This is a genomic window from Burkholderia sp. Cy-637 (genome assembly GCF_011753175.1).
Lineage (GTDB): Bacteria > Pseudomonadota > Gammaproteobacteria > Burkholderiales > Burkholderiaceae > Burkholderia > Burkholderia gladioli.
In genome coordinates this window covers 1-21,393 of record NZ_VWWC01000091.1, presented here as the reverse complement: position 1 = coordinate 21,393, position 21,393 = coordinate 1, and the positions used below count along the sequence as shown (strand labels likewise).

Genomic DNA, 21,393 nt, shown 5'->3' with positions numbered 1-21,393 from the left:
GGACTACGGAGAGAAAGCAATGAAAGCTCTGCTCGATCTATTCAAGCAAGTCCAACAGGAAGAAGTCTTCGACGCGATCAAGATCGGTCTGGCCTCGCCGGACAAGATCCGCTCCTGGTCGTTCGGCGAAGTCAAGAAGCCGGAAACCATCAACTACCGCACCTTCAAGCCGGAGCGGGATGGTCTGTTCTGCGCGAAGATCTTCGGGCCGATCCGCGACTACGAGTGCCTGTGCGGCAAGTACAAGCGCCTGAAGCACCGCGGCGTGATCTGCGAGAAGTGCGGCGTCGAAGTGACGCTCGCCAAGGTGCGCCGCGAGCGCATGGGCCACATCGAGCTGGCCTCGCCGGTCGCCCACATCTGGTTCCTGAAGTCGCTGCCGTCGCGTCTGGGCATGGTGCTCGACATGACGCTGCGCGACATCGAACGCGTGCTGTACTTCGAAGCCTACGTGGTGATCGAACCGGGCATGACGCCGCTGAAGGCGCGGCAGATCATGACCGAGGAGGATTACTACAACAAGGTCGAGGAATACGGTGACGAGTTCCGCGCCGAGATGGGCGCGGAAGGCGTTCGCGAGCTGCTGCGCGCGATCAACATCGACGAACAGGTCGAGACGCTGCGCACCGAGCTCAAGAACACCGGCTCCGAAGCGAAGATCAAGAAGTACGCGAAGCGCCTGAAGGTCCTCGAGGCATTCCAGCGCTCGGGCATCAAGCCCGAGTGGATGATCCTCGAAGTCCTGCCGGTGCTGCCGCCGGAACTGCGTCCGCTGGTGCCGCTCGACGGCGGCCGTTTCGCGACCTCGGACCTGAACGACCTGTATCGCCGCGTGATCAACCGGAACAACCGTCTGAAGCGTCTGCTCGAGCTGAAGGCGCCGGAGATCATCGTGCGCAACGAAAAGCGCATGCTGCAGGAAGCGGTCGATTCGCTGCTCGACAACGGTCGTCGCGGCAAGGCGATGACGGGCGCCAACAAGCGTCCGCTCAAGTCGCTGGCCGACATGATCAAGGGCAAGGGCGGTCGTTTCCGTCAGAACCTGCTGGGCAAGCGCGTCGACTACTCGGGCCGTTCGGTCATCGTGGTGGGCCCGACGCTGAAGCTGCACCAGTGCGGCCTGCCCAAGCTGATGGCGCTCGAGCTGTTCAAGCCCTTCATCTTCAACAAGCTCGAAGTGATGGGCGTGGCCACCACCATCAAGGCCGCGAAGAAGGAAGTCGAGAACCAGACGGCGGTGGTGTGGGACATCCTCGAAGAGGTGATCCGCGAGCATCCGGTGATGCTGAACCGCGCGCCGACGCTGCACCGCCTGGGCATCCAGGCGTTCGAGCCGGTGCTGATCGAAGGCAAGGCGATCCAGCTGCACCCGCTGGTCTGCGCGGCGTTCAACGCCGACTTCGACGGTGACCAGATGGCCGTCCACGTGCCGCTGTCGCTGGAAGCGCAGATGGAAGCGCGCACGCTGATGCTGGCCTCGAACAACGTGCTGTTCCCGGCCAACGGCGATCCGTCGATCGTGCCGTCGCAGGATATCGTGCTCGGCCTGTACTACGCGACGCGCGAAGCCGTCAACGGCAAGGGCGAGGGCATGTCCTTCACGGGCGTGTCGGAAGTCCTGCGTGCGTACGAGAACAAGGAAGTCGAGCTGGCTTCGCGCGTCAACGTGCGGATCACCGAAATGGTCCACAACGAGGACAAGTCGGAAGGCGCGCCGCAGTTCGTGCCGAAGATCTCGCTGTACGCGACCACCGTCGGCCGCGCGATCCTGTCGGAAATCCTGCCGGCCGGCCTGCCGTTCTCGGTGCTGAACAAGCCGCTGAAGAAGAAGGAAATCTCGCGCCTGATCAACACCGCGTTCCGCAAGTGCGGTCTGCGCGCGACCGTGGTGTTCGCCGACCAGCTGATGCAGTCGGGCTTCCGTCTCGCGACGCGCGCCGGTATCTCGATCTGCGTGGACGACATGCTGGTGCCGACGCAGAAGGAAACCATCGTCGGCGACGCCGCGAAGAAGGTGAAGGAATACGACCGCCAGTACATGTCGGGTCTCGTCACCGCCCAGGAACGCTACAACAACGTGGTCGACATCTGGTCGGCGACGTCGGAAGCGGTCGGCAAGGCGATGATGGAGCAGCTCTCGACGGAGCCGGTGGTCGATCGCGACGGCAAGGAAACGCGCCAGGAATCGTTCAACTCGATCTACATGATGGCCGACTCGGGCGCGCGGGGTTCCGCGGTCCAGATCCGTCAGCTGGCCGGGATGCGCGGCCTGATGGCGAAGCCGGACGGCTCGATCATCGAGACGCCGATCACGGCGAACTTCCGCGAAGGCCTGAACGTGTTGCAGTACTTCATCTCGACCCACGGTGCACGTAAGGGTCTGGCTGATACGGCACTGAAGACCGCGAACTCGGGTTACCTGACGCGTCGTCTGGTCGACGTCACGCAGGATCTGGTGGTGGTCGAGGACGATTGCGGCACGAGCAACGGCGTGGCCATGAAGGCCCTGGTGGAAGGCGGTGAAGTCGTCGAGGCGCTGCGCGACCGGATTCTCGGCCGCGTGGCCGTGGCCGACGTGGTCAACCCGGAAACCCAGGAAACGCTGTACGAATCGGGCACCCTGCTCGACGAGACGGCGGTCGAGGAAATCGAACGTCTCGGCATCGACGAGGTGCGCGTGCGCACCGCGCTGACCTGCGAAACGCGTTACGGCCTGTGCGCTGCCTGCTACGGCCGCGACCTGGGCCGCGGTTCGCTCGTCAACGTCGGCGAGGCGGTCGGCGTGATCGCCGCGCAGTCGATCGGCGAGCCGGGCACGCAGCTGACCATGCGTACCTTCCACATCGGCGGCGCGGCTTCGCGTGCGGCGGTGGCTTCGTCGGTCGAGGCGAAGAGCAACGGTACGGTCCGCTTCACGGCGACCATGCGCTACGTCACCAACGCGAAGGGCGAGCAGATCGTCATTTCGCGTTCGGGCGAGGCCATGATCACCGACGATCTCGGCCGCGAGCGCGAACGTCACAAGATCCCGTACGGCGCGACGCTGCTGCAGCTCGACGGCGACGTGATCAAGGCCGGCACGCAACTGGCCACCTGGGATCCGCTGACGCGCCCGATCATCACCGAGTACGGCGGTACGGTGAAGTTCGAGAACGTCGAGGAAGGCGTGACGGTCGCCAAGCAGATCGACGACGTGACGGGGCTGTCGACGCTCGTCGTGATCGACGTGAAGCGCCGCGGCTCGCAAGCCTCGAAGAGCGTGCGCCCGCAGGTCAAGCTGCTCGACGCGAACGGCGAGGAAGTGAAGATCCCGAACACCGAGCACTCGGTGCAGATCGGCTTCCAGGTCGGCGCGCTGATCACCGTGAAGGACGGCCAGCAGGTGCAGGTGGGTGAAGTGCTCGCACGTATCCCGACCGAAGCGCAGAAGACGCGTGACATTACCGGCGGTCTGCCGCGGGTGGCGGAACTGTTCGAAGCGCGTTCGCCGAAGGATGCCGGCATCCTGGCCGAAGTCACGGGTACCACCTCGTTCGGCAAGGACACCAAGGGCAAGCAGCGCCTGGTCATCACGGATCTCGAGGGCAACCAGCACGAGTTCCTGATCGCCAAGGAAAAGCAGGTCCTGGTCCACGATGCCCAGGTCGTCAACAAGGGCGAAATGATCGTGGACGGCCCGGCCGATCCGCACGACATCCTGCGTCTGCAGGGTATCGAGGCGCTGTCGCGCTACATCGTCGACGAGGTGCAGGACGTGTATCGTCTGCAGGGCGTGAAGATCAACGACAAGCACATCGAGGTGATCGTTCGCCAGATGCTGCGTCGTGTGCAGATCACCGACAACGGCGATACGCGCTTCATCCCGGGCGAGCAGGTCGAGCGTTCGGACATGCTTGACGAAAACGATCGCATGATCGCGGAAGACAAGCGTCCGGCCATCTACGAGAACATCCTGCTGGGTATCACGAAGGCGTCGCTGTCGACGGATTCGTTCATCTCGGCGGCATCGTTCCAGGAGACGACGCGCGTGCTGACGGAAGCGGCGATCATGGGCAAGCGCGACGATCTGCGCGGCCTGAAGGAAAACGTGATCGTCGGCCGTCTGATCCCGGCCGGTACCGGCCTGGCGTTCCACAAGGCACGCCGGACCAAGGAAGTCTCGGATCGCGAGCGTTTCGACCAGATCGCGGCGGAAGAGGCCTTCGATTTCGGTATCCCGGAAACGCCGGCTGCCGACACGCCCGACACCGTCGAGTCGCAGCAGCACCCGAACGCGGAGTAAGCGAGCGCGGCGCAAGCCGCCTTCCAGGCTCCGCCATCAAGACCGCCCGGTTTCGACCGGGCGGTTTTTTTTCGTCCGTCGATTTCGCGGTGGTTGGCGCCTGCGCGGGCGTCGAACCTTACTTCGCGCCGAGCCGCTCGGCGAAGGAATAGCGCCGCATGTGGCGCTCCAGGCTCTCGAGGAAGGCCAGGTCGGCCGCGTTCATCTTGCGCTCGCGATGCCAGAGCAGGTGCACGTCGACGTCGACCAGGCCCTCGTCCGGCGGCAGTCGCCAGAGCCGCTGCTGGGCGAGGTCGTCGCGCACGATGTGCTCGGGCAGGCAGCCGATGCCGTAACCCGAGAAGATCAGCCGCCGCACTTCGTCCAGGCTCGGCGAGGAGGCCACGATGCGGCCCGTGAAACCGCGCTGGTCGCGAAACACCGTCAGCGGCGAGAGGCTGTCGCCGAGCTGGTCGCTGGTGAAGGACACGAAGTTCTCGGCCAGCAGGTCGTCCATGCTCAGCGAGGACTTGCCGAACAGCCGGTGATGGCGCCCGCAGAAGATCGCATAGCGCTGCCGCAGGAAGGGGCGCATCTCGAGCTTGTCGTGCGGCGTGCGGCACAGGCCGAGCCCGGCCGTGGCGGTCTTCTGCAGCAGCGAGGAAATGATGTCGGAGGAGCGCATCACCTCGATCTGCAGGTCGATGCGCGGATGCGTGCGGTGGAACTCGGCCAGGAATTCGTCGTAGACCGGCGACTCGATGCGGCTGATGCTGAGCAGGCGGATCGCGCCGGTGATGTCGGCGCGGTCGTCGAGCTCCGAGTCGAGCCGCGAGATGGTGCCGTACAGGTCGCTGGCGATCCGGTAGACCGCGTCGCCGGCGGCGGTGGGCGCGAAGTAGGGGCCGCGCCGCTCGATCAGCCGGTGCTCGAGCGCATCCTCGAGCCGCTTGAGCGCCTGGCTCACCGCCGGCTGCGTCACGTGCAGGCGCGCGGCGGCGCGACTCAGGCTGCGCTCCTGCATGATCACCAGGAAGGTGCGCAGCAGGTTCCAGTCGAGGCGATCGTTGAGGAAGCGGGAGAAATCGGCGCGCATCGTGAGGTCCGGGCGGGTCGTGGGCAAACTATAAATTTCAATTATGCAGCGAATAATAACTTGAAATTTGACTAATGTTTTCTGGCTATCGATAAAGACCCCGTGCACGGTCGATCGCCGAACCGGGCACGCCGACCCGTGACGAACGCGCCCGGGGCCCGCGCGGCCTGCCGGTGCATCAGGAGCCAGCATGACCCCGCAATCCACCCCTGCCCGCCAGCCCGCTCGCGCGGCGAGTGCCGCCTTCATCGGCACGATGATCGAGTGGTACGACTTCTACATCTACGCCACGGCCGCCGCGCTGGTGTTCGGCGAGCTCTACTTCCCGTCCGGCGACCGCTTCGTCAGCACCATGGCCTCGTTCGCGACCTTCGCGGTCGGCTTCTTCGCGCGGCCGCTGGGCGGCATCGTGTTCGGCCACCTCGGCGACCGGATCGGCCGCAAGAAGGCGCTGATGACCACCCTGATGATGATGGGCGCGGCCACCGTCTGCGTCGGCCTGCTGCCCGACTACGCGACGCTCGGCGTGCTCGCCCCGGTGCTGCTGGTGCTGCTGCGCGTGGTGCAGGGCATCGCGGTGGGCGGCGAATGGGGCGGCGCGGTGCTGATGGCCGGCGAACACGCGCCGCAAGGGCGTCGCACCTTCTTCGCCTCGTTCGCGCAGCTCGGCAGCCCGGCCGGCCTGATCCTCTCGCTGCTGGCATTCCGTGCCGTCACCTCGATGGACAAGGCCGCCTTCCTGTCCTGGGGCTGGCGCCTGCCCTTCCTCGCGAGTTCGCTGCTGCTGGTGGTCGGCATCCTGATCCGGCTCGGCGTCAACGAATCGCCCGAGTTCGCCCGCCTGCGCGAGACGCGGCGCACCGCCAAGCTGCCGATCGCCGAGGTGTTCCGTTCCGCGCGCGGCCTGGTGCTGCTCGGCATCGGCGCCAACACGATCGGCATCGCCGGCGTCTACTTCACCAATACCTTCATGATCGCGTACACCACGCAGTATGTCGGCGTGACGCGCTCGATGATCCTCGACTGCCTGTTCGTGGTCGCCGTGATCCAGTTGCTGTCGCAGCCCTGCGCCGCCTGGCTGGCCGAGAAGATCGGCGGGGCGCGCTTCCTCAAGCTGGCCGCGCTGCTGGCGATGGCCTCGCCCTATCCGATGTTCGTGCTGGTGCAGCAGGGCAGCACCGTCTCGATGGTGATCGGCATCGCGCTGGCGGTGATCTGCATGGCGAGCTTCTACTCGGTGATCGCCGGCTTCATCAGCGGCATCTTCCCGACCCACATCCGCTACTCGGCGATCTCGCTGGCCTACCAGGTCTGCGGCGCGATCGCGGGCGGCCTCACGCCGCTGGTCGGCACCTGGCTCGCGCATCGCTACAGCGGCCAGTGGTGGCCGCTGGCGGTGTTCTATACCTGCCTCGCGGCGATCTCGCTGCTTTGCATCGTGGCGCTCGACGCGCGGCGCGAAGCACGCCAGGACGCGGCCGACGCGCTCACCTCGCATGGCTGAGGCAGGGCCGGCGCCGAGCCGGCGGGCAACACGATTCGCTGTGGACAACGCTCAGGAAAACGAATGGACAGGCAAGTGAAGGTGGACGGCGCGCGCCTCTGGCGCAGCCTGATGGAGATGGCGGAAATCGGCGCGACCGCGCGCGGCGGCGTGCGGCGCCTGGCGCTCACCGACGAGGACCGGCGTGGGCGCGAGCGTTTCGCGCAATGGTGCCGCGAGGCCGGCATGACGGTCAGCGTCGATGCGGTGGGCAACCTGTTCGCGCGGCGCGCCGGCACCGATCCCGAGGCCGCGCCGGTGCTGGTCGGCAGCCACCTCGACACGCAGCCCGAAGGCGGCCGCTTCGACGGCGTCTACGGCGTGCTGGCCGGGCTTGAGTTGGTGCGCGCATTGAACGATGCGGGGCAGGCCACCGAGAAGCCGATCGAGATCGTCTCGTGGACCAACGAGGAGGGCGCCCGCTTCACGCCCGCCATGCTCGGTTCGGCCGTCTACACGGGCGCGACGCCGCTCGATGCCGCGCTGGCGACGCGCGATGCGCACGGCGTGACGCTCGGCGAGGCGCTCGATGCCAGCGGCTATCGCGGGCAGCGCGCGATCGGCGGCGAACGCATCGATGCCTATTTCGAGGCGCATATCGAGCAGGGGCCGGTGCTCGAGGCCAACGGCACCACCATCGGCGTGGTGACGGGCGGCCAGGCGATTCGCTGGCTCGACGTGACGGTGACGGGCGTGGCCGCCCACGCCGGCACCACGCCGATGCCGTATCGCAAGGATGCGCTGTTCGCGAGCGCTCGGATGGCGCTCGAACTGGAGCGCATCATCGCAAGCTACGCGCCGCGCGGGCTGGCCACCATCGGCCAGGCGACGATCCCCAACGCCTCGCGCAACACCATCGCCGGGCAGCTCGCGTTCACCGTCGACCTGCGCCATCACGAGGATGCCGAGGTCGATGCGATCGAGCGCGAACTGCGCGCCGCGTTCGAGCGGATCGCGGCCGAGCGCGGCCTGCGCGTCGAGATCTCGACCTACTGGCGCAGCCCCGCCACGCCCTTCGACGCGAGCTGCGTGGCGCTGGTGCAGCAGGCGGTCGACGCGCTCGGGTATTCGAACCAGCGCATCGTCAGCGGCGCCGGCCACGACGCGATCCACCTCGCGCGTCACTGCCCGAGCGCGATGGTCTTCATTCCCTGCGTGGACGGTCTTTCGCACAACGAAGCCGAGGACGCGCTGCCCGAGGACGTGACACGCGGCGCCGAGGTGCTGCTGCAGGCCGTGCTCGCGCGCGCCGGCGCGCGCAGCGCCGCCACGATCAACGACGAATCGGAGAGCCGATGAAAACCTTCTTCCATCCCGAGCAGCTGCTGCACCATCCGCGCAGCTATCTGTCACGCGGCCAGATGCGCGAGCCCCAGGAAGTGCCGGAGCGCGCGGCGCGGCTGGTGGCTGCCGCCGGCTCGCTGGACTTCACGGTCGAGGCGCCGGCCGATCGCGGTACCGCGGCGATCGCGGCCGTGCACGACATGAACTACCTGCGCTTTCTCGAGGAAGCGCATCGCGACTGGAAGCGCATGCCCGACGACTGGGGCGACGAGGTGATGTCGAACATCTTCGTGCGCGAGCCGAACCCGCTGCGCGGCGTGCTGGCCCAGGCGGCGCGCTACCTGGCCGACGGCAGTTGCCCGGTCGGCGAACAGACCTGGCGTTCGGCCTATTGGTCGGCGCAGAGCGCGCTGGCCGCGGCCGAGGCCGTGAACGGCGGCGCACGCGAGGCCTGGGGCCTGTGCCGGCCGCCCGGCCATCATGCGCGGCGCGATGCGGCGGGCGGCTTCTGCTACCTGAACAATGCGGCGATCGCCGCGCAGGCGCTGCGCCAGCGCTTCGGCCGCGTGGCGATCCTCGACACCGACATGCATCACGGCCAGGGCGTGCAGGAGATCTTCTACGGTCGCGACGACGTGCTCTACATCTCGATCCATGGCGATCCGACCAACTTCTACCCGGTCGTCGCCGGCTACGAGGAGGAAACCGGCAGCGGCGCGGGCGATGGCTACAACGTCAACCTGCCGATGCCGCACGGCGCCTCGGAGGCGATGTTCTTCGAGCGCGTCGACGATGCGCTGCGCGTGCTGCGTCGCTTCGAAGCCGATGCGATCGTGCTCGCGCTCGGCTTCGACATCTACCGCGACGATCCGCAATCGAAGGTGGCCGTCACCACCGAGGGCTTCGGTCGTCTCGGCGGCGCGGTGGGCGCGCTGGGCCTGCCGACCGTGATCGTGCAGGAGGGTGGTTATCACCTGGAGAGCCTGGAGGCGAATGCGCGCGCCTTCTTCGGCGGGTTCGGCGAGGCACGAGGCTAGCGATGCGTTAATCGCGATCCGCCCGAGGCGGATCGTCGGGGGTTCGATGCAGGGAAACGCGGCGCCGGGAGCAGGCTCATGCTCCCGGCGCCGCGTTTGTTTTTTCCAGGCGCGTCGCGCGGTATCGATGGATGAACGCCATTAATACTGACGATGAGTAAACGGCATTTTACGCAGCGATATCGGCGATGGATAAATCACCCAGGCCGCCGACGCGAGCCATTTCACGAATTCACAGCTTCGCACTGCGAATCGACTCATCGACCATACGACAGGGAGTCCACCATGTACAAACCGCTTTGCCTCGGCGCCGCCTTGCTGTGCGCCAACGGCCTGGCCCACGCGCAGAACTCGGTGACGCTGTACGGCATCATCGACCAGGGCATCGCGATCAACACCAACGCGGCCGGCAGCCGCCAGTACGCGCTGACGAGCGGCAACGAATCGGGCAGCCGCTGGGGGCTGCGCGGCCGCGAGGAACTCGGCGGCGGCCTGTTTTCGCTGTTCGTGCTGGAAGGCGGCTTCAACGGCTCGACCGGCGCGCTCGGGCAGAACGGCGACCTGTTCGGCCGCCAGGTCTATGTGGGCCTGGGCTCCTCGCGCCTGGGCACGCTGACGGCGGGGCGCCAGTACCTGCCGAACGCGGAGATGGTCGGCATCTTCGAGGCGGGCGAGGACTGGGCGCTGTCAGGGGCCGGCTACGGCGCGCATCCGGGCGATCTCGACGACCTCGACGGCTCGTTTCGCGTCAACAACGCAATGAAGTACAGCTCGCCGACCTGGGCCGGCTTCAATGCCGAGGCGCTCTACAGTTTCGGCGGCGTGGCCGGCAGCAGCTCGCGCGACCAGATCTACGGCGTCGGCCTGGGTTGGCAAGGCGGCCCGTTCAAGGCCGCCGCGGCCTACACCTTCGCGCGTAATCCGAACTTCTCGCTGTACGGCAACAAGGCCAACGACAGCGCGAGCGGCAGCAACATGGCGAGCCCCGTCTACAGCGGCTACGCCAGCGCCGGCTCGCAGCAGATCGTCAATGCGGGCGGCACCTACACGCTCGGCGCGGCGACCTTCGGCGCCGTCTACAGCAACACGCGCTTCCAGAACCTCGGCGCCACCGCCGTGAGCGGCTCGACCAGTTCGATGCCGGGCGCGAGCGTCGCCTTCAATACCTTCGAGCTGAACGCGAAGTACCTGATCACGCCGGCGTTGCAGGTGGCGGCCTCCTACGCGCTGACCAGGAGCAGCAGCGTGAACGGCCGCGAGGGCGCGAAGTACAGCCAGCTCGAGGCCGGCCTCGACTATTCGCTCTCCAAGCGCACCGACCTCTACGCGGTCGGCGTCTACCAGCTCGCCAGCGGCACCGACTCGACGGGCCGCAAGGCGGTCGCGGCGGTGGCCTTCGCCACGCCGTCCTCGAACAGCCACCAGCTCGTCACGGTTGCCGGGATCCGGCACCGGTTCTGAGCGATGCGCCGGGCGGAGCATGAATCCGGTTCATGCTCCGCATAAGAATTCGGCATTTTACGAGCCGATATTGGTCACCGATAAAGGTGGCAGGCCGTGGCGCCGCAAGGCCGCATGCACGGCAACCCGACCCAGGATCCCCGATGACGTCCACCGTCCCTCAACGCCAGCCGATCCGCGCCGCGCTCGCGGCCTTCATCGGCACGACCATCGAGTTCTACGATTTCTATACCTACGCCACGGCCGCCGCGCTGGTGCTCGGCGGCGTGTTCTTCCCGAGCGCGGATCCGTTCGTCAGCACGCTCGCCTCGTTCGCGACCTTCGCGGTCGGCTTCATCGCGCGGCCGCTGAGCGGCGCCGTGTTCGGTCACTGGGGCGACCGGCTCGGCCGCAAGAAAATGCTGATCCTGACCATGTTCCTGATGGGCGTGGCGACCACCGGCATCGGTCTGCTGCCATCCTATGCGTCGATCGGCGTGGCCGCGCCGGTGATCCTGATCCTGCTGCGCATCGTGCAGGGCATCGCGGTCGGCGGCGAATGGGGCGGCGCGGTGCTGATGTCGAGCGAGCATGCCGCGCCCGGGCGCAAGACGCTGTTCGCCTCGTTCCCGCAGCTGGGCAGCCCGGCCGGGCTGCTGCTCTCGCTGATCGCATTCCGCGCCGTCTCGGCGCTCGATCACGAGGCCTTCCTGGCCTGGGGCTGGCGGCTGCCGTTCCTGGCCAGCTTTGTGCTGCTGGTGGCCGGCGTGGTGGTGCGCCTCGGCGTGAACGAATCGCCCGAGTTCGAGCAGGCCCGGCGCGAGAACCGGCGCGCCAAGGCGCCGGTCAGGGAAGTGCTGCGCGGCTACTGGCGGCCGATCGTCTATGCCGCGGCGGCCACCACCATCGGCTCGGCCGGCTTCTTCTTCACCAACACCTTCATGATCTCCTACGTGACGAGCTTCCTGAAGATGCCCAAGCCGCTGATCCTCGACTGCCTGTTCGCGGTCACGCTGATCCAGCTCGCCTCGCAGCCGGTCTCGGCGCTGCTGGCCCAGCGTTTCGGCGATGCGCGCTTCCTGGGCGTGGCGGCGCTGCTGTCGATCTTCACGCCCTATCCGATGTTCGTGCTCGTCAACAGCCAGCAGCCGGTGCTGATCGTGCTCGGCATCGCGCTGGCGGTGGTGGTGCTGTCGGCCGTCTATGCCGTGATCGCCGGTTTCATGACGCGCGCCTTCCCGACCCCGCTGCGCTATTCCGGCATCTCGATCGCCTACCAGCTCTGCGCGACCGTGGCCGGCGGCACCACCCCGCTGATCGGCACCATGCTCGCGCAGCACTACCGCGGCCAGTGGCTGCCGCTCGCGATGTTCTTCTCGCTGCTGTCGGCCGTCTCGCTGGTCGGCATCGTCGCGCTGGCGCGCTACCAGCGCCGTCTCGCGCCCGCGCACGAGGCGGCGGCCGGCTCCGTGCCGGCGGCGTGACGCGCGGGCATCCAGTCTCGCCCTTTTTTCTTCCTGTCATCGACCACCATGCACACCGAACCACATCCGATTCCCGAGGCCGAATGGACGACGCGCGTCGAGCTCGCCGCGCTGTATCGGCTGGTCGCGCACTTCGGCATGACCGACATGATCGACACGCACATCACCGCGCGCGTGCCGGGCCCCGAGCATCACTTCCTGATCAACCGCTACGGCGTGCTGTTCCATGAAATGCGCGCCTCCGACCTGGTCAGGATCGACGCCGAAGGGCGCGTGGTCGAGCCCGCGGCCGCCAATGGCGATGGCGACCCGGCGCGCCATCGCGTCAACGCGGCCGGCTTCACGATCCACTCGGCGATCCACATGGCGCGCCCGGACCTGTGCTGCGTGATCCACACGCACACGGCGGCCGGCTCGGCCGTCTCGGCGCAACGTCACGGGCTGCTGCCGATCAGCCAGCACGCGCTCAAGTTCCACGAGCGGATCGGCTATCACGACTACGAGGGCATCGCGCTGGACCTCGGCGAGCGCGAACGGCTGATTCGCGACCTGGGCCCGCATAGCGCGATGATCCTGCGCAACCACGGGCTGCTCGCGGCCGGGCGCTCGGTGGCGGCGGCCTTCCAGAACATCTACTTCCTGGAGCGCGCCTGCCATATCCAGGTGCGCGCGCTGGCCGGCAACGCCGAGCTGATCCTGCCGCCCGAAGCGGTGCGCCGGCTCACGGCGGAGCAGTTCGATCGCGACGAGGCCGACGCGATCATCGCGCTGCAGTGGCAGGCCGCGCTGCGGCTCATCGAAGGCGGCGCGACCGACTACCGTAGCTGATCATGACGCGCATCGCCTTTCTCAGCGACGGGTTCGACCTGTCGCCGCTGTTCGCGCCGCTGCGCGAGCGCCTGCCCGGGCTGCAGGTGGTCGGCGCCGACGGGCACGATGCCGAGATCGCCGTCTGCTGGCGTCCGCCGGCCGGCGCGCTGGCGCGGCTGCCCTCGCTGCGGCTGGTGCACAGCATCGCCGCCGGTGTCGACCACATCCTGGCCGATCCCGAGCTGCCCGCGGTGCCCGTGTGCCGCGTGGTCGATCCCGTCCACGCCGAGGGCATGGGCGAGTTCGTGATGTGGGCCGTGCTGCATTTCCATCGCGGTTTCGATCGCGTGCTCGCCAACCAGCGCGAACGGCGCTGGCTGCGCGAGCCGCAGGTCGCGGCGCAGGCACGCACGATCGGCGTGATGGGGCTCGGCGCGCTGGGCCGGCATGTCGCCGGGCTGCTGGCCGGGGCGGGTTTCCGCGTGCGCGGCTGGTCGCGCGAGCGCAAGTGTCTGGACGGCATCGAGACCTTCGGTGCCGGGCAGCTCGACGACTTCCTGGCCGGCAGCGAGATGCTGGTCTGCCTGCTGCCGCTCACCGCCGATACACGCGCCCTGATCGACCGGCACCTGCTCGCGCGCCTGCCGCGCGGGGCGAAGCTGATCCATGTGGGGCGCGGCGAGCATCTGGTCGCGGCGGACGTGCTGGCCGCGCTCGAGGACGGCAGGCTCGGCGGCGCGGTGATCGACGTGTTCGAGCGCGAGCCGCTGCCCGAGGACGATCCGTTCTGGGATGCGCCGAACCTGGTCGTCACGCCGCACATGGCCTCGGTGGCCAGCTTCGAGCGGATCGCCGCGCAGATCGCGGACAACGTGATGCGTCTGCGCGAGGGTTTGCCGCTGGCCAATCGGGTCGATCCGGCGCTGGGCTATTGAGCGGGCCTGGCGGCAAGGGCGTTGCCTTGCGTCCTGTTGCTGCTGAAGGTCGCGGTGGGTTCCGAAAGAAGATGCGCGGCAGCCGCCGCGTCGCTCAGCCGCCCTTCGCCGGCGTGTCGAGGCTCTCGCCGCCATGTGCCCGCACCTGCCCCGCCGCGAACGCGCGCAGCCGCTCCAGGAACACGGCCTCGGCCGCGCGCGGCTTGCGTTCGGCGGCCCACAGCAGCACCACGTCGAGATCGGCGATGCCCTCGGCCGGCGGCAGGCGCATCATGCGGCCCGCCGCGACCTGGGCCTGCCCGACGTGCTCGGGCAGGCTGCCGATGCCGAACCCGGCAACGATCAGCCGCATCACCTCCGCCATGCTCGCCGAGGTCGCGACCACCCGCCCGGCCAGGCCGTGCTGATCGCGAAACACGCCGAGCACCGACAGCGAGGCGCCGAGCTGGTCGCCCGCGAAGGACACGAAATTCTCCTCGCGCAGGTCCTCGACGCTCAGGCCCTCTCGGCCGAACAGCGGATGGCGGCGCCCGCAGAACAGCGCGTAGCGCTGCGGCATGAACAACTGCTGGGCGATCTTGCCGCCCACGTGCCGGTTCAGGCTCAGCGCGGCGGTGGCCGTGTGCTGCAGCAAGGCGCTCGGCACGTCGGCGCTGCGCATCACCTGCACCTCGAAATCGATATCGGGATAGTCGGCGTGGAAGTCGGCGAGGAAATCGTCGTAGGCCTCGGACTGCACGCCGCTGACCGTGATCAGCCGCACCTGCCCCGACACGTAATGACCGCCTTCGCCCTCGTCGCTGGCCAGGCGCGAGATGCTGCCGTAGATCTCCTCGGCGATCTCGCGCACCTCGTTGCCGGCGCGCGTGATGTCGATGCGCGGGCCGCTGCGTTGCACGAGCTTGCGGCCGAGCTGTTCCTCGAGGCGGCGCAGCGCGTGGCTGACCGCCGGCTGGGTGATGTGCAGGTGGGCGGCGGCGCGGCTCACGCTCTGTTCGCGCGCGATCACCAGGAAGGTCCGCAGCAGGTTCCAGTCGAGCCGGTCGTTGATCAGTGCGGCGCGCACGCTGCGGGTCATCGCGGGCTCCGGAGGCGGGAAATGCCGAATTATAGGTGCGCCATTTTGCCCCGTGCATCCGTTGTTTCGAGATGAGGCGGGTGCTATGTTCGGACCTCGTTTTTTTCGAACTCAGGCCGGCGCGCTTGAACCGGCCTGCGCCGGCATGATCTCGTTGCCCTCGATCGCGTCCCGGCCGCGCGACAAACGAGGAGGCAATCATGCGCAATGTGGCGGTGGTGAATCGCTGGGTCGGCCTGGCCGGTCTCTCGCTCTGTATCCTGCTGGCGGTGCTGTCGCTGCCGGGCTGGTGGTATCTGCGCCATCACTGGGTGCCGGACGACGCGATCGTGCGCAGCCAGGTGCTGCGGCCCGGGCTGCAGCTCTACGTGGTGCGCCGCGAAGGCGGCGGCGCGCCGGTGTCGGTCCTCTACGACTATTACCTGACGGGGCGCCTGATCGACCGGGGCACGCTCGGCGCGCTGATGGACCGCCGCGCGCCCTTCCTGGTCACCGACAGCGACCAGGCCGAGATCACCATGGACGGCGAGGAGATGGTCTGCGTGGCCCTGTTCGGCCATGTCCATGGCTTCGCCAACAAGGTCGCGCTCGATCTCGGTGGCACCCGGCGCGCGATTGCGATCTCGATCGTGGCGCGTCCGCCGGGCGCCTCGCGCGAGGCGCTTACCCGTCCGAATGGCCAGGGCATGAAGGAAGAAGGGGGCGAGGGCGCTTCTGTCTGTAAAATGCAGCCTTGATTTTCCACCCGAACCCTCCTGCCTCATGTCGCGCGCGCTCGAAATCCTGAACGAAGTTTTCGGTTATCCGGCCTTTCGCGGCCAACAGGGGGAGATCGTCGAGCATGTCGCGTCGGGCGGCGACTGCTTGGTGCTGATGCCCACCGGCGGCGGCAAGTCGCTCTGCTACCAGATCCCGGCGCTGGTGCGCCACGAATCGGGGCAGGGCGCCGGCATCGTGGTCTCGCCGCTGATCGCGCTGATGCAGGACCAGGTGGCCGCGCTGACCGAGGTCGGCGTGAGGGCGGCCTACCTGAACTCGACGCTGTCGGGCGCGCAGGCGGCCGCCACCGAGCGCGCGCTGCGCGAGGGCGAGATCGACCTGCTCTACGTGGCGCCCGAGCGGCTCATGACGCCGCGCTTCCTCGACCTGCTCGAGCGCACGCGCATCGGCCTGTTCGCGATCGACGAGGCGCACTGCGTGTCGCAGTGGGGGCATGACTTCCGGCCCGAGTACATCCAGCTGTCGATCCTGCACGAGCGCTTTCCCTACGTGCCGCGCATCGCGCTGACGGCCACCGCCGACGCCATCACGCGCGACGAGATCATCCAGCGCCTCGCGCTCGACGACGCTCGCGTGTTCGTGTCGAGCTTCGACCGGCCCAATATCCGCTACCGGATCGTCGAGAAGGACAATGCGCGCTCGCAGCTGCTCGACTTCATCCGCGCCGAGCACACCAATGCCGACGGCACCACCGATGCGGGCGTGGTGTACTGCCTGTCGCGCCGCAAGGTGGAGGAGACCGCCGAGTGGCTCAAGACCCAGGGCGTGCGCGCATTGCCGTACCACGCCGGGATGGAGTTCGAGATCCGCCAGCGCCACCAGGAGATGTTCCAGCGCGAGGAGGGCATCGTGATGTGCGCGACGATCGCCTTCGGCATGGGCATCGACAAGCCCGACGTGCGCTTCGTGGCCCACCTGGACTTGCCCAAGAGCGTCGAGGGCTATTACCAGGAAACCGGCCGCGCGGGCCGCGACGGCCTGCCCGCCAATGCCTGGATGGCCTACGGGCTCGGCGACGTGGTGCAGCAGCGCAAGATGATCGACGAGTCCGACGCCGACGACGCGCACAAGCGGGTCCAGACCTCGAAGCTCGATGCGCTGCTGGGCCTGTGCGAAACCGCCTCGTGCCGGCGCGTGCGCCTGCTCGGTTATTTCGGCGAGGCCAGCCAGCCCTGCGGCAACTGCGATACCTGCCTGGAGCCGCCGGCCACCTGGGATGCCACGCGCGAGGCGCAGATGGCCCTGTCCTGCGTGTTTCGCGCGCAACGCGCGAGCGGCTTCAATTTCGGCTCCAGCCACCTGATCGAGATCCTGCGCGGCGCCAAGACCGAGAAGATCCAGCAGCGCGGCCACGACGCGCTGAGCACCTTCGGCATCGGCGCCGAGCTCTCCGAACCCGAATGGCGCGCGATCTTCCGCCAGTTGGTGGCCTTCGGCTACCTGGCGGTCGATCACGGCGGCTTCGGCGCGCTGGTGCTGACGGCGGCCAGCAAGCCGGTGCTCAAGGGCGAGGAAAGCGTCACGCTGCGTCGCTACGTGAAGCCCAAGAGCTCGCGCCAGTCCTCGGCGCGCAGCGGCGCGCGGGCCGACCCGACCGCCGGCATGTCGACGCGCGAGCGCGCCTGCTGGGAGCGGCTGCGGGCCTGGCGTGCCGAGACCGCCAAGAGCGACGGCGTGCCCGCCTACGTGATCTTCCATGATGCGACCCTCGCCGAGATCGCCCGCAACGCGCCGGAGTCGATCGAGGACCTTCGCCATATCCCCGGCATCGGGGCGCGCAAGCTCGAGCGCTTCGGCGACGAGCTGATCGACGTGGTCGAGTCGGCCTGAGCCTGGCCGAAGGGTTGCCGGGCGGGATCGAAGGGGGCGGGATCGGTGAGGTGGGATGTTGCGGTGCGATCACCGCAGCGGGCGTCGCTGATTCGTCACTTATTCTTGCCCCGGCAAATCACGCAAGCTGTTGACTCGCTTGAGATTTTTGCTTTATGATGCCGGGTTCCGATTCTCGGGAGGTAAACACGCGTGCCGACGTCATGCGCCGGCGGGTGGAGTGTTCTTCCAGGTTTCGGATAGCCACAGGCATGCCGGCGTCGCTTTGCCCGTCGTCAGTGTGCCGGTTTTTGTCATTTTCAGGAATACACAATGCCAACCATCAATCAATTGGTTCGCAAAGGCCGTGAGTCGGAAACGACCAAGAGCAAGAGCCCGGCCCTGCAGAACTGCCCCCAGCGTCGCGGCGTGTGCACCCGTGTGTACACGACGACGCCGAAGAAGCCGAACTCGGCACTCCGTAAGGTCGCCAAGGTTCGTCTGACGAACGGTTTCGAAGTGATTTCGTACATCGGCGGTGAAGGCCACAACCTGCAGGAACACTCGGTTGTGCTGATCCGCGGCGGCCGTGTGAAGGATTTGCCGGGTGTGCGTTACCACATGGTTCGCGGCTCGCTGGATACGCAGGGCGTGAAGGACCGTAAGCAAGCGCGCTCGAAGTACGGCGCGAAGCGTGCGAAGGCTGCGAAGTAAGCAGACTCCGAATGGTGATCGCCGTCAGGCGGTTAATGCGGTGGTGCCGGATAGCCGGTGCTGTCGAGTAAGTGGTCACCCGGCCAAGCTGGTTAGTCGAACGAGATGAATCGGGTTTGTTGGTGGCCGCGGAGCTGGTCTCAGCTCCAACTGAAAAGTTAAAGGAAGAAACATGCCGCGTCGTCGCGAAGTCCCCAAGCGGGAAGTGTTGCCGGATCCGAAGTACGGCAACGTTGATGTTGCAAAATTCATGAACATGCTGATGCTGTCCGGCAAGAAGTCGGTCGCTGAACGCATCGTTTATGGCGCTTTCGAACAGATCCAGACCAAGGGTGGCAAGGACCCGCTGGAAGTGTTCACTGTCGCGCTGAACAACGTGAAGCCGGTGGTCGAAGTGAAGAGCCGTCGCGTTGGTGGTGCGAACTATCAGGTTCCGGTCGAAGTGCGCCCGTCGCGTCGTATGGCATTGGCGATGCGCTGGCTGCGTGAGGCCGCGAAGAAGCGTAGCGAGAAGTCGATGGCCCTGCGCCTGGCTGGTGAACTCTCCGAAGCGGCCGAAGGCCGTGGCGGCGCGATGAAGAAGCGCGACGAAGTTCACCGGATGGCAGAAGCCAACCGCGCGTTCTCGCACTTCCGCTTCTAAGCGAAAGCGCGAATCAAGCGGTAAAAATCCGGGCGGGTGCGCTTTTTCGAGCGCCTCGCCCGTTTGTGTTGAGGCGTGACGCGGCTTTGCGTCGCGTTAACCCATAGAGGATCAAAGTGGCTCGCAAGACTCCTATCGAGCGCTACCGCAACATCGGTATTAGCGCCCACATCGACGCCGGCAAGACGACGACGACCGAGCGCATTCTGTTTTATACCGGCGTGAACCACAAGATCGGTGAAGTTCACGACGGCGCCGCCACGATGGACTGGATGGAGCAGGAGCAGGAGCGTGGCATCACGATCACCTCCGCTGCCACCACCGCCTTCTGGAAGGGCATGGGCGGCAACTATCCGGAACACCGCATCAACATCATCGACACCCCGGGCCACGTCGACTTCACGATCGAAGTGGAGCGCTCGATGCGCGTGCTCGACGGCGCGTGCATGGTGTACTGCGCCGTGGGCGGCGTGCAGCCGCAGTCGGAAACCGTCTGGCGCCAGGCCAACAAGTACAAGGTGCCGCGTCTGGCCTTCGTCAACAAGATGGACCGTACCGGCGCGAACTTCTTCAAGGTCTACGACCAGCTCCGTCTGCGCCTGAAGGCGAACCCGGTGCCGGTGGTGGTGCCGATCGGCGCGGAAGAAAGCTTCAAGGGCGTGGTCGACCTGATCAAGATGAAGGCGATCGTTTGGGACGAGGCGTCCCAGGGCACGAAGTTCGACTACATCGACATCCCGGCGGAACTCGCCGAGACGTGCCAGGAATGGCGCGAGAAGATGGTCGAGGCGGCAGCCGAAGCCAACGAAGACCTGATGAACAAGTACCTGGAAGAGGGCGATCTGTCGGAAGCCGAGATCGTCAAGGCGCTGCGCGACCGTACGATCGCCTGCGAAATCCAGCCGATGCTGTGCGGTACCGCGTTCAAGAACAAGGGCGTGCAGCGCATGCTTGACGCCGTGATCGACTTCCTGCCGTCGCCGGTCGACATTCCGCCGGTTACCGGCGAACTCGACAACGGTGACAAGGTCGAGCGTCTCGCGTCGGACGAAGAGAAGTTCTCGTCGCTGGCGTTCAAGATCATGACCGACCCGTTCGTCGGCCAGCTGATCTTCTTCCGCGTGTACTCGGGCGTCGTCAATTCGGGCGACACGCTGCTGAACTCGACCAAGGGCAAGAAGGAACGCCTGGGCCGGATTCTGCAGATGCACGCGAACCAGCGCGAGGAAATCAAGGAAGTCCGCGCCGGCGACATCGCCGCGGCGGTCGGCCTGAAGGATGCGACCACCGGTGACACGCTGTGCGACCCGGCCCATCCGATCATCCTGGAACGCATGGTGTTCCCGGAGCCGGTGATCTCGCAGGCCGTCGAGCCGAAGACGAAGCCGGACCAGGAAAAGATGGGCCTGGCGCTGAACCGCCTGGCTCAGGAAGATCCGTCGTTCCGCGTCCAGACGGACGAGGAATCGGGCCAGACCATCATTTCGGGCATGGGCGAGCTCCACCTCGAAATTCTGGTCGACCGGATGCGCCGTGAATTCGGCGTCGAGGCAACCGTCGGCAAGCCGCAGGTTGCTTATCGCGAAACGATCCGTTCGACGGCGAAGGATGTCGACGGCAAGTTCGTCAAGCAGTCGGGTGGTCGCGGCCAGTACGGCCATGCGGTCATCACGCTCGAGCCGAACGAGCAGGGCAAGGGCTACGAGTTCCTGGACGAGATCAAGGGCGGTGTGATTCCTCGCGAATACATCCCGGCGGTCGACAAGGGCATTCAGGACACGCTGAAGGCCGGCGTGCTGGCAGGCTTCCCGGTGGTCGACGTGAAGGTGCACCTGACCTTCGGTTCGTACCACGACGTGGACTCGAACGAAAACGCGTTCCGCATGGCCGGTTCGATGGCGTTCAAGGAAGCAATGCGCCGCGCCAGCCCGGTGGTGCTCGAGCCGATGATGGCAGTTGAAGTCGAAACGCCGGAAGACTACATGGGCAACGTGATGGGCGACCTGTCGGGCCGTCGCGGTATCGTCCAGGGCATGGAAGACATGGTTGGCGGCGGCAAGATCGTTCGCGCCGAAGTGCCGCTGTCGGAAATGTTCGGCTACTCGACCTCGCTGCGTTCGCTCACGCAAGGTCGCGCGACCTACACGATGGAGTTCAAGCACTACTCGGAAGCTCCGCGTAACGTCGCCGAAGCGATCATCAGCGCCAAGTCGAAGTAAATCGTCTCCATCCAACATTCATTTTTGAAAGAAGAGAATCATGGCAAAAGGTAAGTTCGAACGGACCAAGCCGCACGTCAACGTCGGTACGATCGGTCACGTTGACCACGGCAAGACGACGCTGACGGCAGCTATCGCAACGGTTCTGTCGGCGAAGTTCGGCGGCGAAGCGAAGAAGTACGACGAAATCGACGCGGCGCCGGAAGAAAAGGCACGTGGCATCACGATCAACACCGCGCACATCGAGTACGAAACGGCGA

Annotated in this window: 16 protein-coding genes; 14 read left to right on the top strand and 2 right to left on the bottom strand. The window is 66.7% G+C overall.

Annotation, left to right across the window (positions count from 1 at the left end; genetic code table 11):
* Positions 1-19: 19 nt before the first annotated feature.
* Positions 20-4,282: a DNA-directed RNA polymerase subunit beta' gene (gene rpoC / locus F3J10_RS22125; RefSeq protein WP_025101108.1), complete on the top strand. Its 4,263-nt coding sequence runs from the start codon at positions 20-22 to the stop codon at positions 4,280-4,282.
* 118 nt (positions 4,283-4,400) lie between these two features.
* On the opposite strand, the gene F3J10_RS22120 is transcribed toward rpoC, so the two are convergent.
* Positions 4,401-5,357, bottom strand: coding sequence for a LysR family transcriptional regulator (locus F3J10_RS22120; protein WP_025101109.1), 957 nt, complete (start codon positions 5,355-5,357; stop codon positions 4,401-4,403).
* A gap of 190 nt (positions 5,358-5,547) precedes the next feature.
* Between F3J10_RS22120 and F3J10_RS22115 the strand changes: the two genes are divergently transcribed.
* The 7 genes from F3J10_RS22115 to F3J10_RS22085 all read left to right on the top strand — a co-directional run bounded on the left by F3J10_RS22115 (position 5,548) and on the right by F3J10_RS22085 (position 13,890).
* On the top strand, positions 5,548-6,861 hold the full coding sequence (locus F3J10_RS22115; protein ID WP_036048510.1) for an MFS transporter: 1,314 nt from the start codon (positions 5,548-5,550) through the stop codon (positions 6,859-6,861).
* 63 nt (positions 6,862-6,924) lie between these two features.
* Complete coding sequence (locus F3J10_RS22110; protein WP_167242998.1) at positions 6,925-8,199, top strand: Zn-dependent hydrolase; 1,275 nt, start codon at positions 6,925-6,927, stop codon at positions 8,197-8,199.
* The gene (locus F3J10_RS22105) at positions 8,196-9,221 is read left to right on the top strand and encodes a histone deacetylase family protein (protein ID WP_036048507.1); all 1,026 of its coding nucleotides are present in this window, start codon (positions 8,196-8,198) and stop codon (positions 9,219-9,221) included. Before F3J10_RS22110 ends, F3J10_RS22105 begins: the two co-directional genes overlap by 4 nt.
* A gap of 285 nt (positions 9,222-9,506) precedes the next feature.
* Positions 9,507-10,682, top strand: coding sequence for a porin (locus F3J10_RS22100; protein WP_167242997.1), 1,176 nt, complete (start codon positions 9,507-9,509; stop codon positions 10,680-10,682).
* 143 nt (positions 10,683-10,825) lie between these two features.
* Entirely contained in the window at positions 10,826-12,145 is a 1,320-nt protein-coding gene (locus F3J10_RS22095; RefSeq protein WP_167242996.1) for an MFS transporter, read from the top strand.
* Between the two features lie 48 nt (positions 12,146-12,193).
* A complete protein-coding gene (locus tag F3J10_RS22090; protein WP_167242995.1) occupies positions 12,194-12,973 on the top strand; it encodes a class II aldolase/adducin family protein in 780 nt (259 codons plus the stop codon).
* 2 nt (positions 12,974-12,975) lie between these two features.
* Complete coding sequence (locus F3J10_RS22085; RefSeq protein WP_166912898.1) at positions 12,976-13,890, top strand: glyoxylate/hydroxypyruvate reductase A; 915 nt, start codon at positions 12,976-12,978, stop codon at positions 13,888-13,890.
* 94 nt (positions 13,891-13,984) lie between these two features.
* Here F3J10_RS22085 and F3J10_RS22080 read toward each other — a convergent pair whose 3' ends face one another.
* Entirely contained in the window at positions 13,985-14,968 is a 984-nt protein-coding gene (locus F3J10_RS22080; RefSeq protein WP_025101117.1) for a LysR family transcriptional regulator, read from the bottom strand.
* A 200-nt stretch (positions 14,969-15,168) separates the two neighbouring features.
* Here F3J10_RS22080 and F3J10_RS22075 point away from each other — a divergent pair, with 200 nt between their 5' ends.
* The 6 genes from F3J10_RS22075 to F3J10_RS22050 all read left to right on the top strand — a co-directional run.
* Positions 15,169-15,705 (top strand): hypothetical protein, encoded by a 537-nt coding sequence (locus F3J10_RS22075; protein ID WP_167242994.1) that lies wholly within the window; start codon positions 15,169-15,171, stop codon positions 15,703-15,705.
* Between the two features lie 25 nt (positions 15,706-15,730).
* On the top strand, positions 15,731-17,578 hold the full coding sequence (gene recQ, locus F3J10_RS22070) for a DNA helicase RecQ (protein ID WP_025101119.1): 1,848 nt from the start codon (positions 15,731-15,733) through the stop codon (positions 17,576-17,578).
* A gap of 312 nt (positions 17,579-17,890) precedes the next feature.
* Positions 17,891-18,271 carry a 30S ribosomal protein S12 gene (rpsL, locus tag F3J10_RS22065; RefSeq protein WP_012734353.1) on the top strand — a complete coding sequence of 127 codons (381 nt, stop codon included), beginning with the start codon at positions 17,891-17,893 and terminating at the stop codon, positions 18,269-18,271.
* Positions 18,272-18,443: 172 nt separating this feature from the next.
* Positions 18,444-18,914, top strand: coding sequence for a 30S ribosomal protein S7 (gene rpsG / locus F3J10_RS22060; RefSeq protein WP_004198359.1), 471 nt, complete (start codon positions 18,444-18,446; stop codon positions 18,912-18,914).
* A 116-nt stretch (positions 18,915-19,030) separates the two neighbouring features.
* Complete coding sequence (fusA, locus tag F3J10_RS22055; RefSeq protein WP_025101120.1) at positions 19,031-21,133, top strand: elongation factor G; 2,103 nt, start codon at positions 19,031-19,033, stop codon at positions 21,131-21,133.
* 40 nt (positions 21,134-21,173) lie between these two features.
* Positions 21,174-21,393 (top strand): GTP-binding protein (locus F3J10_RS22050; protein WP_240155678.1); only part of this gene is annotated, 220 nt, incomplete at its 3' end.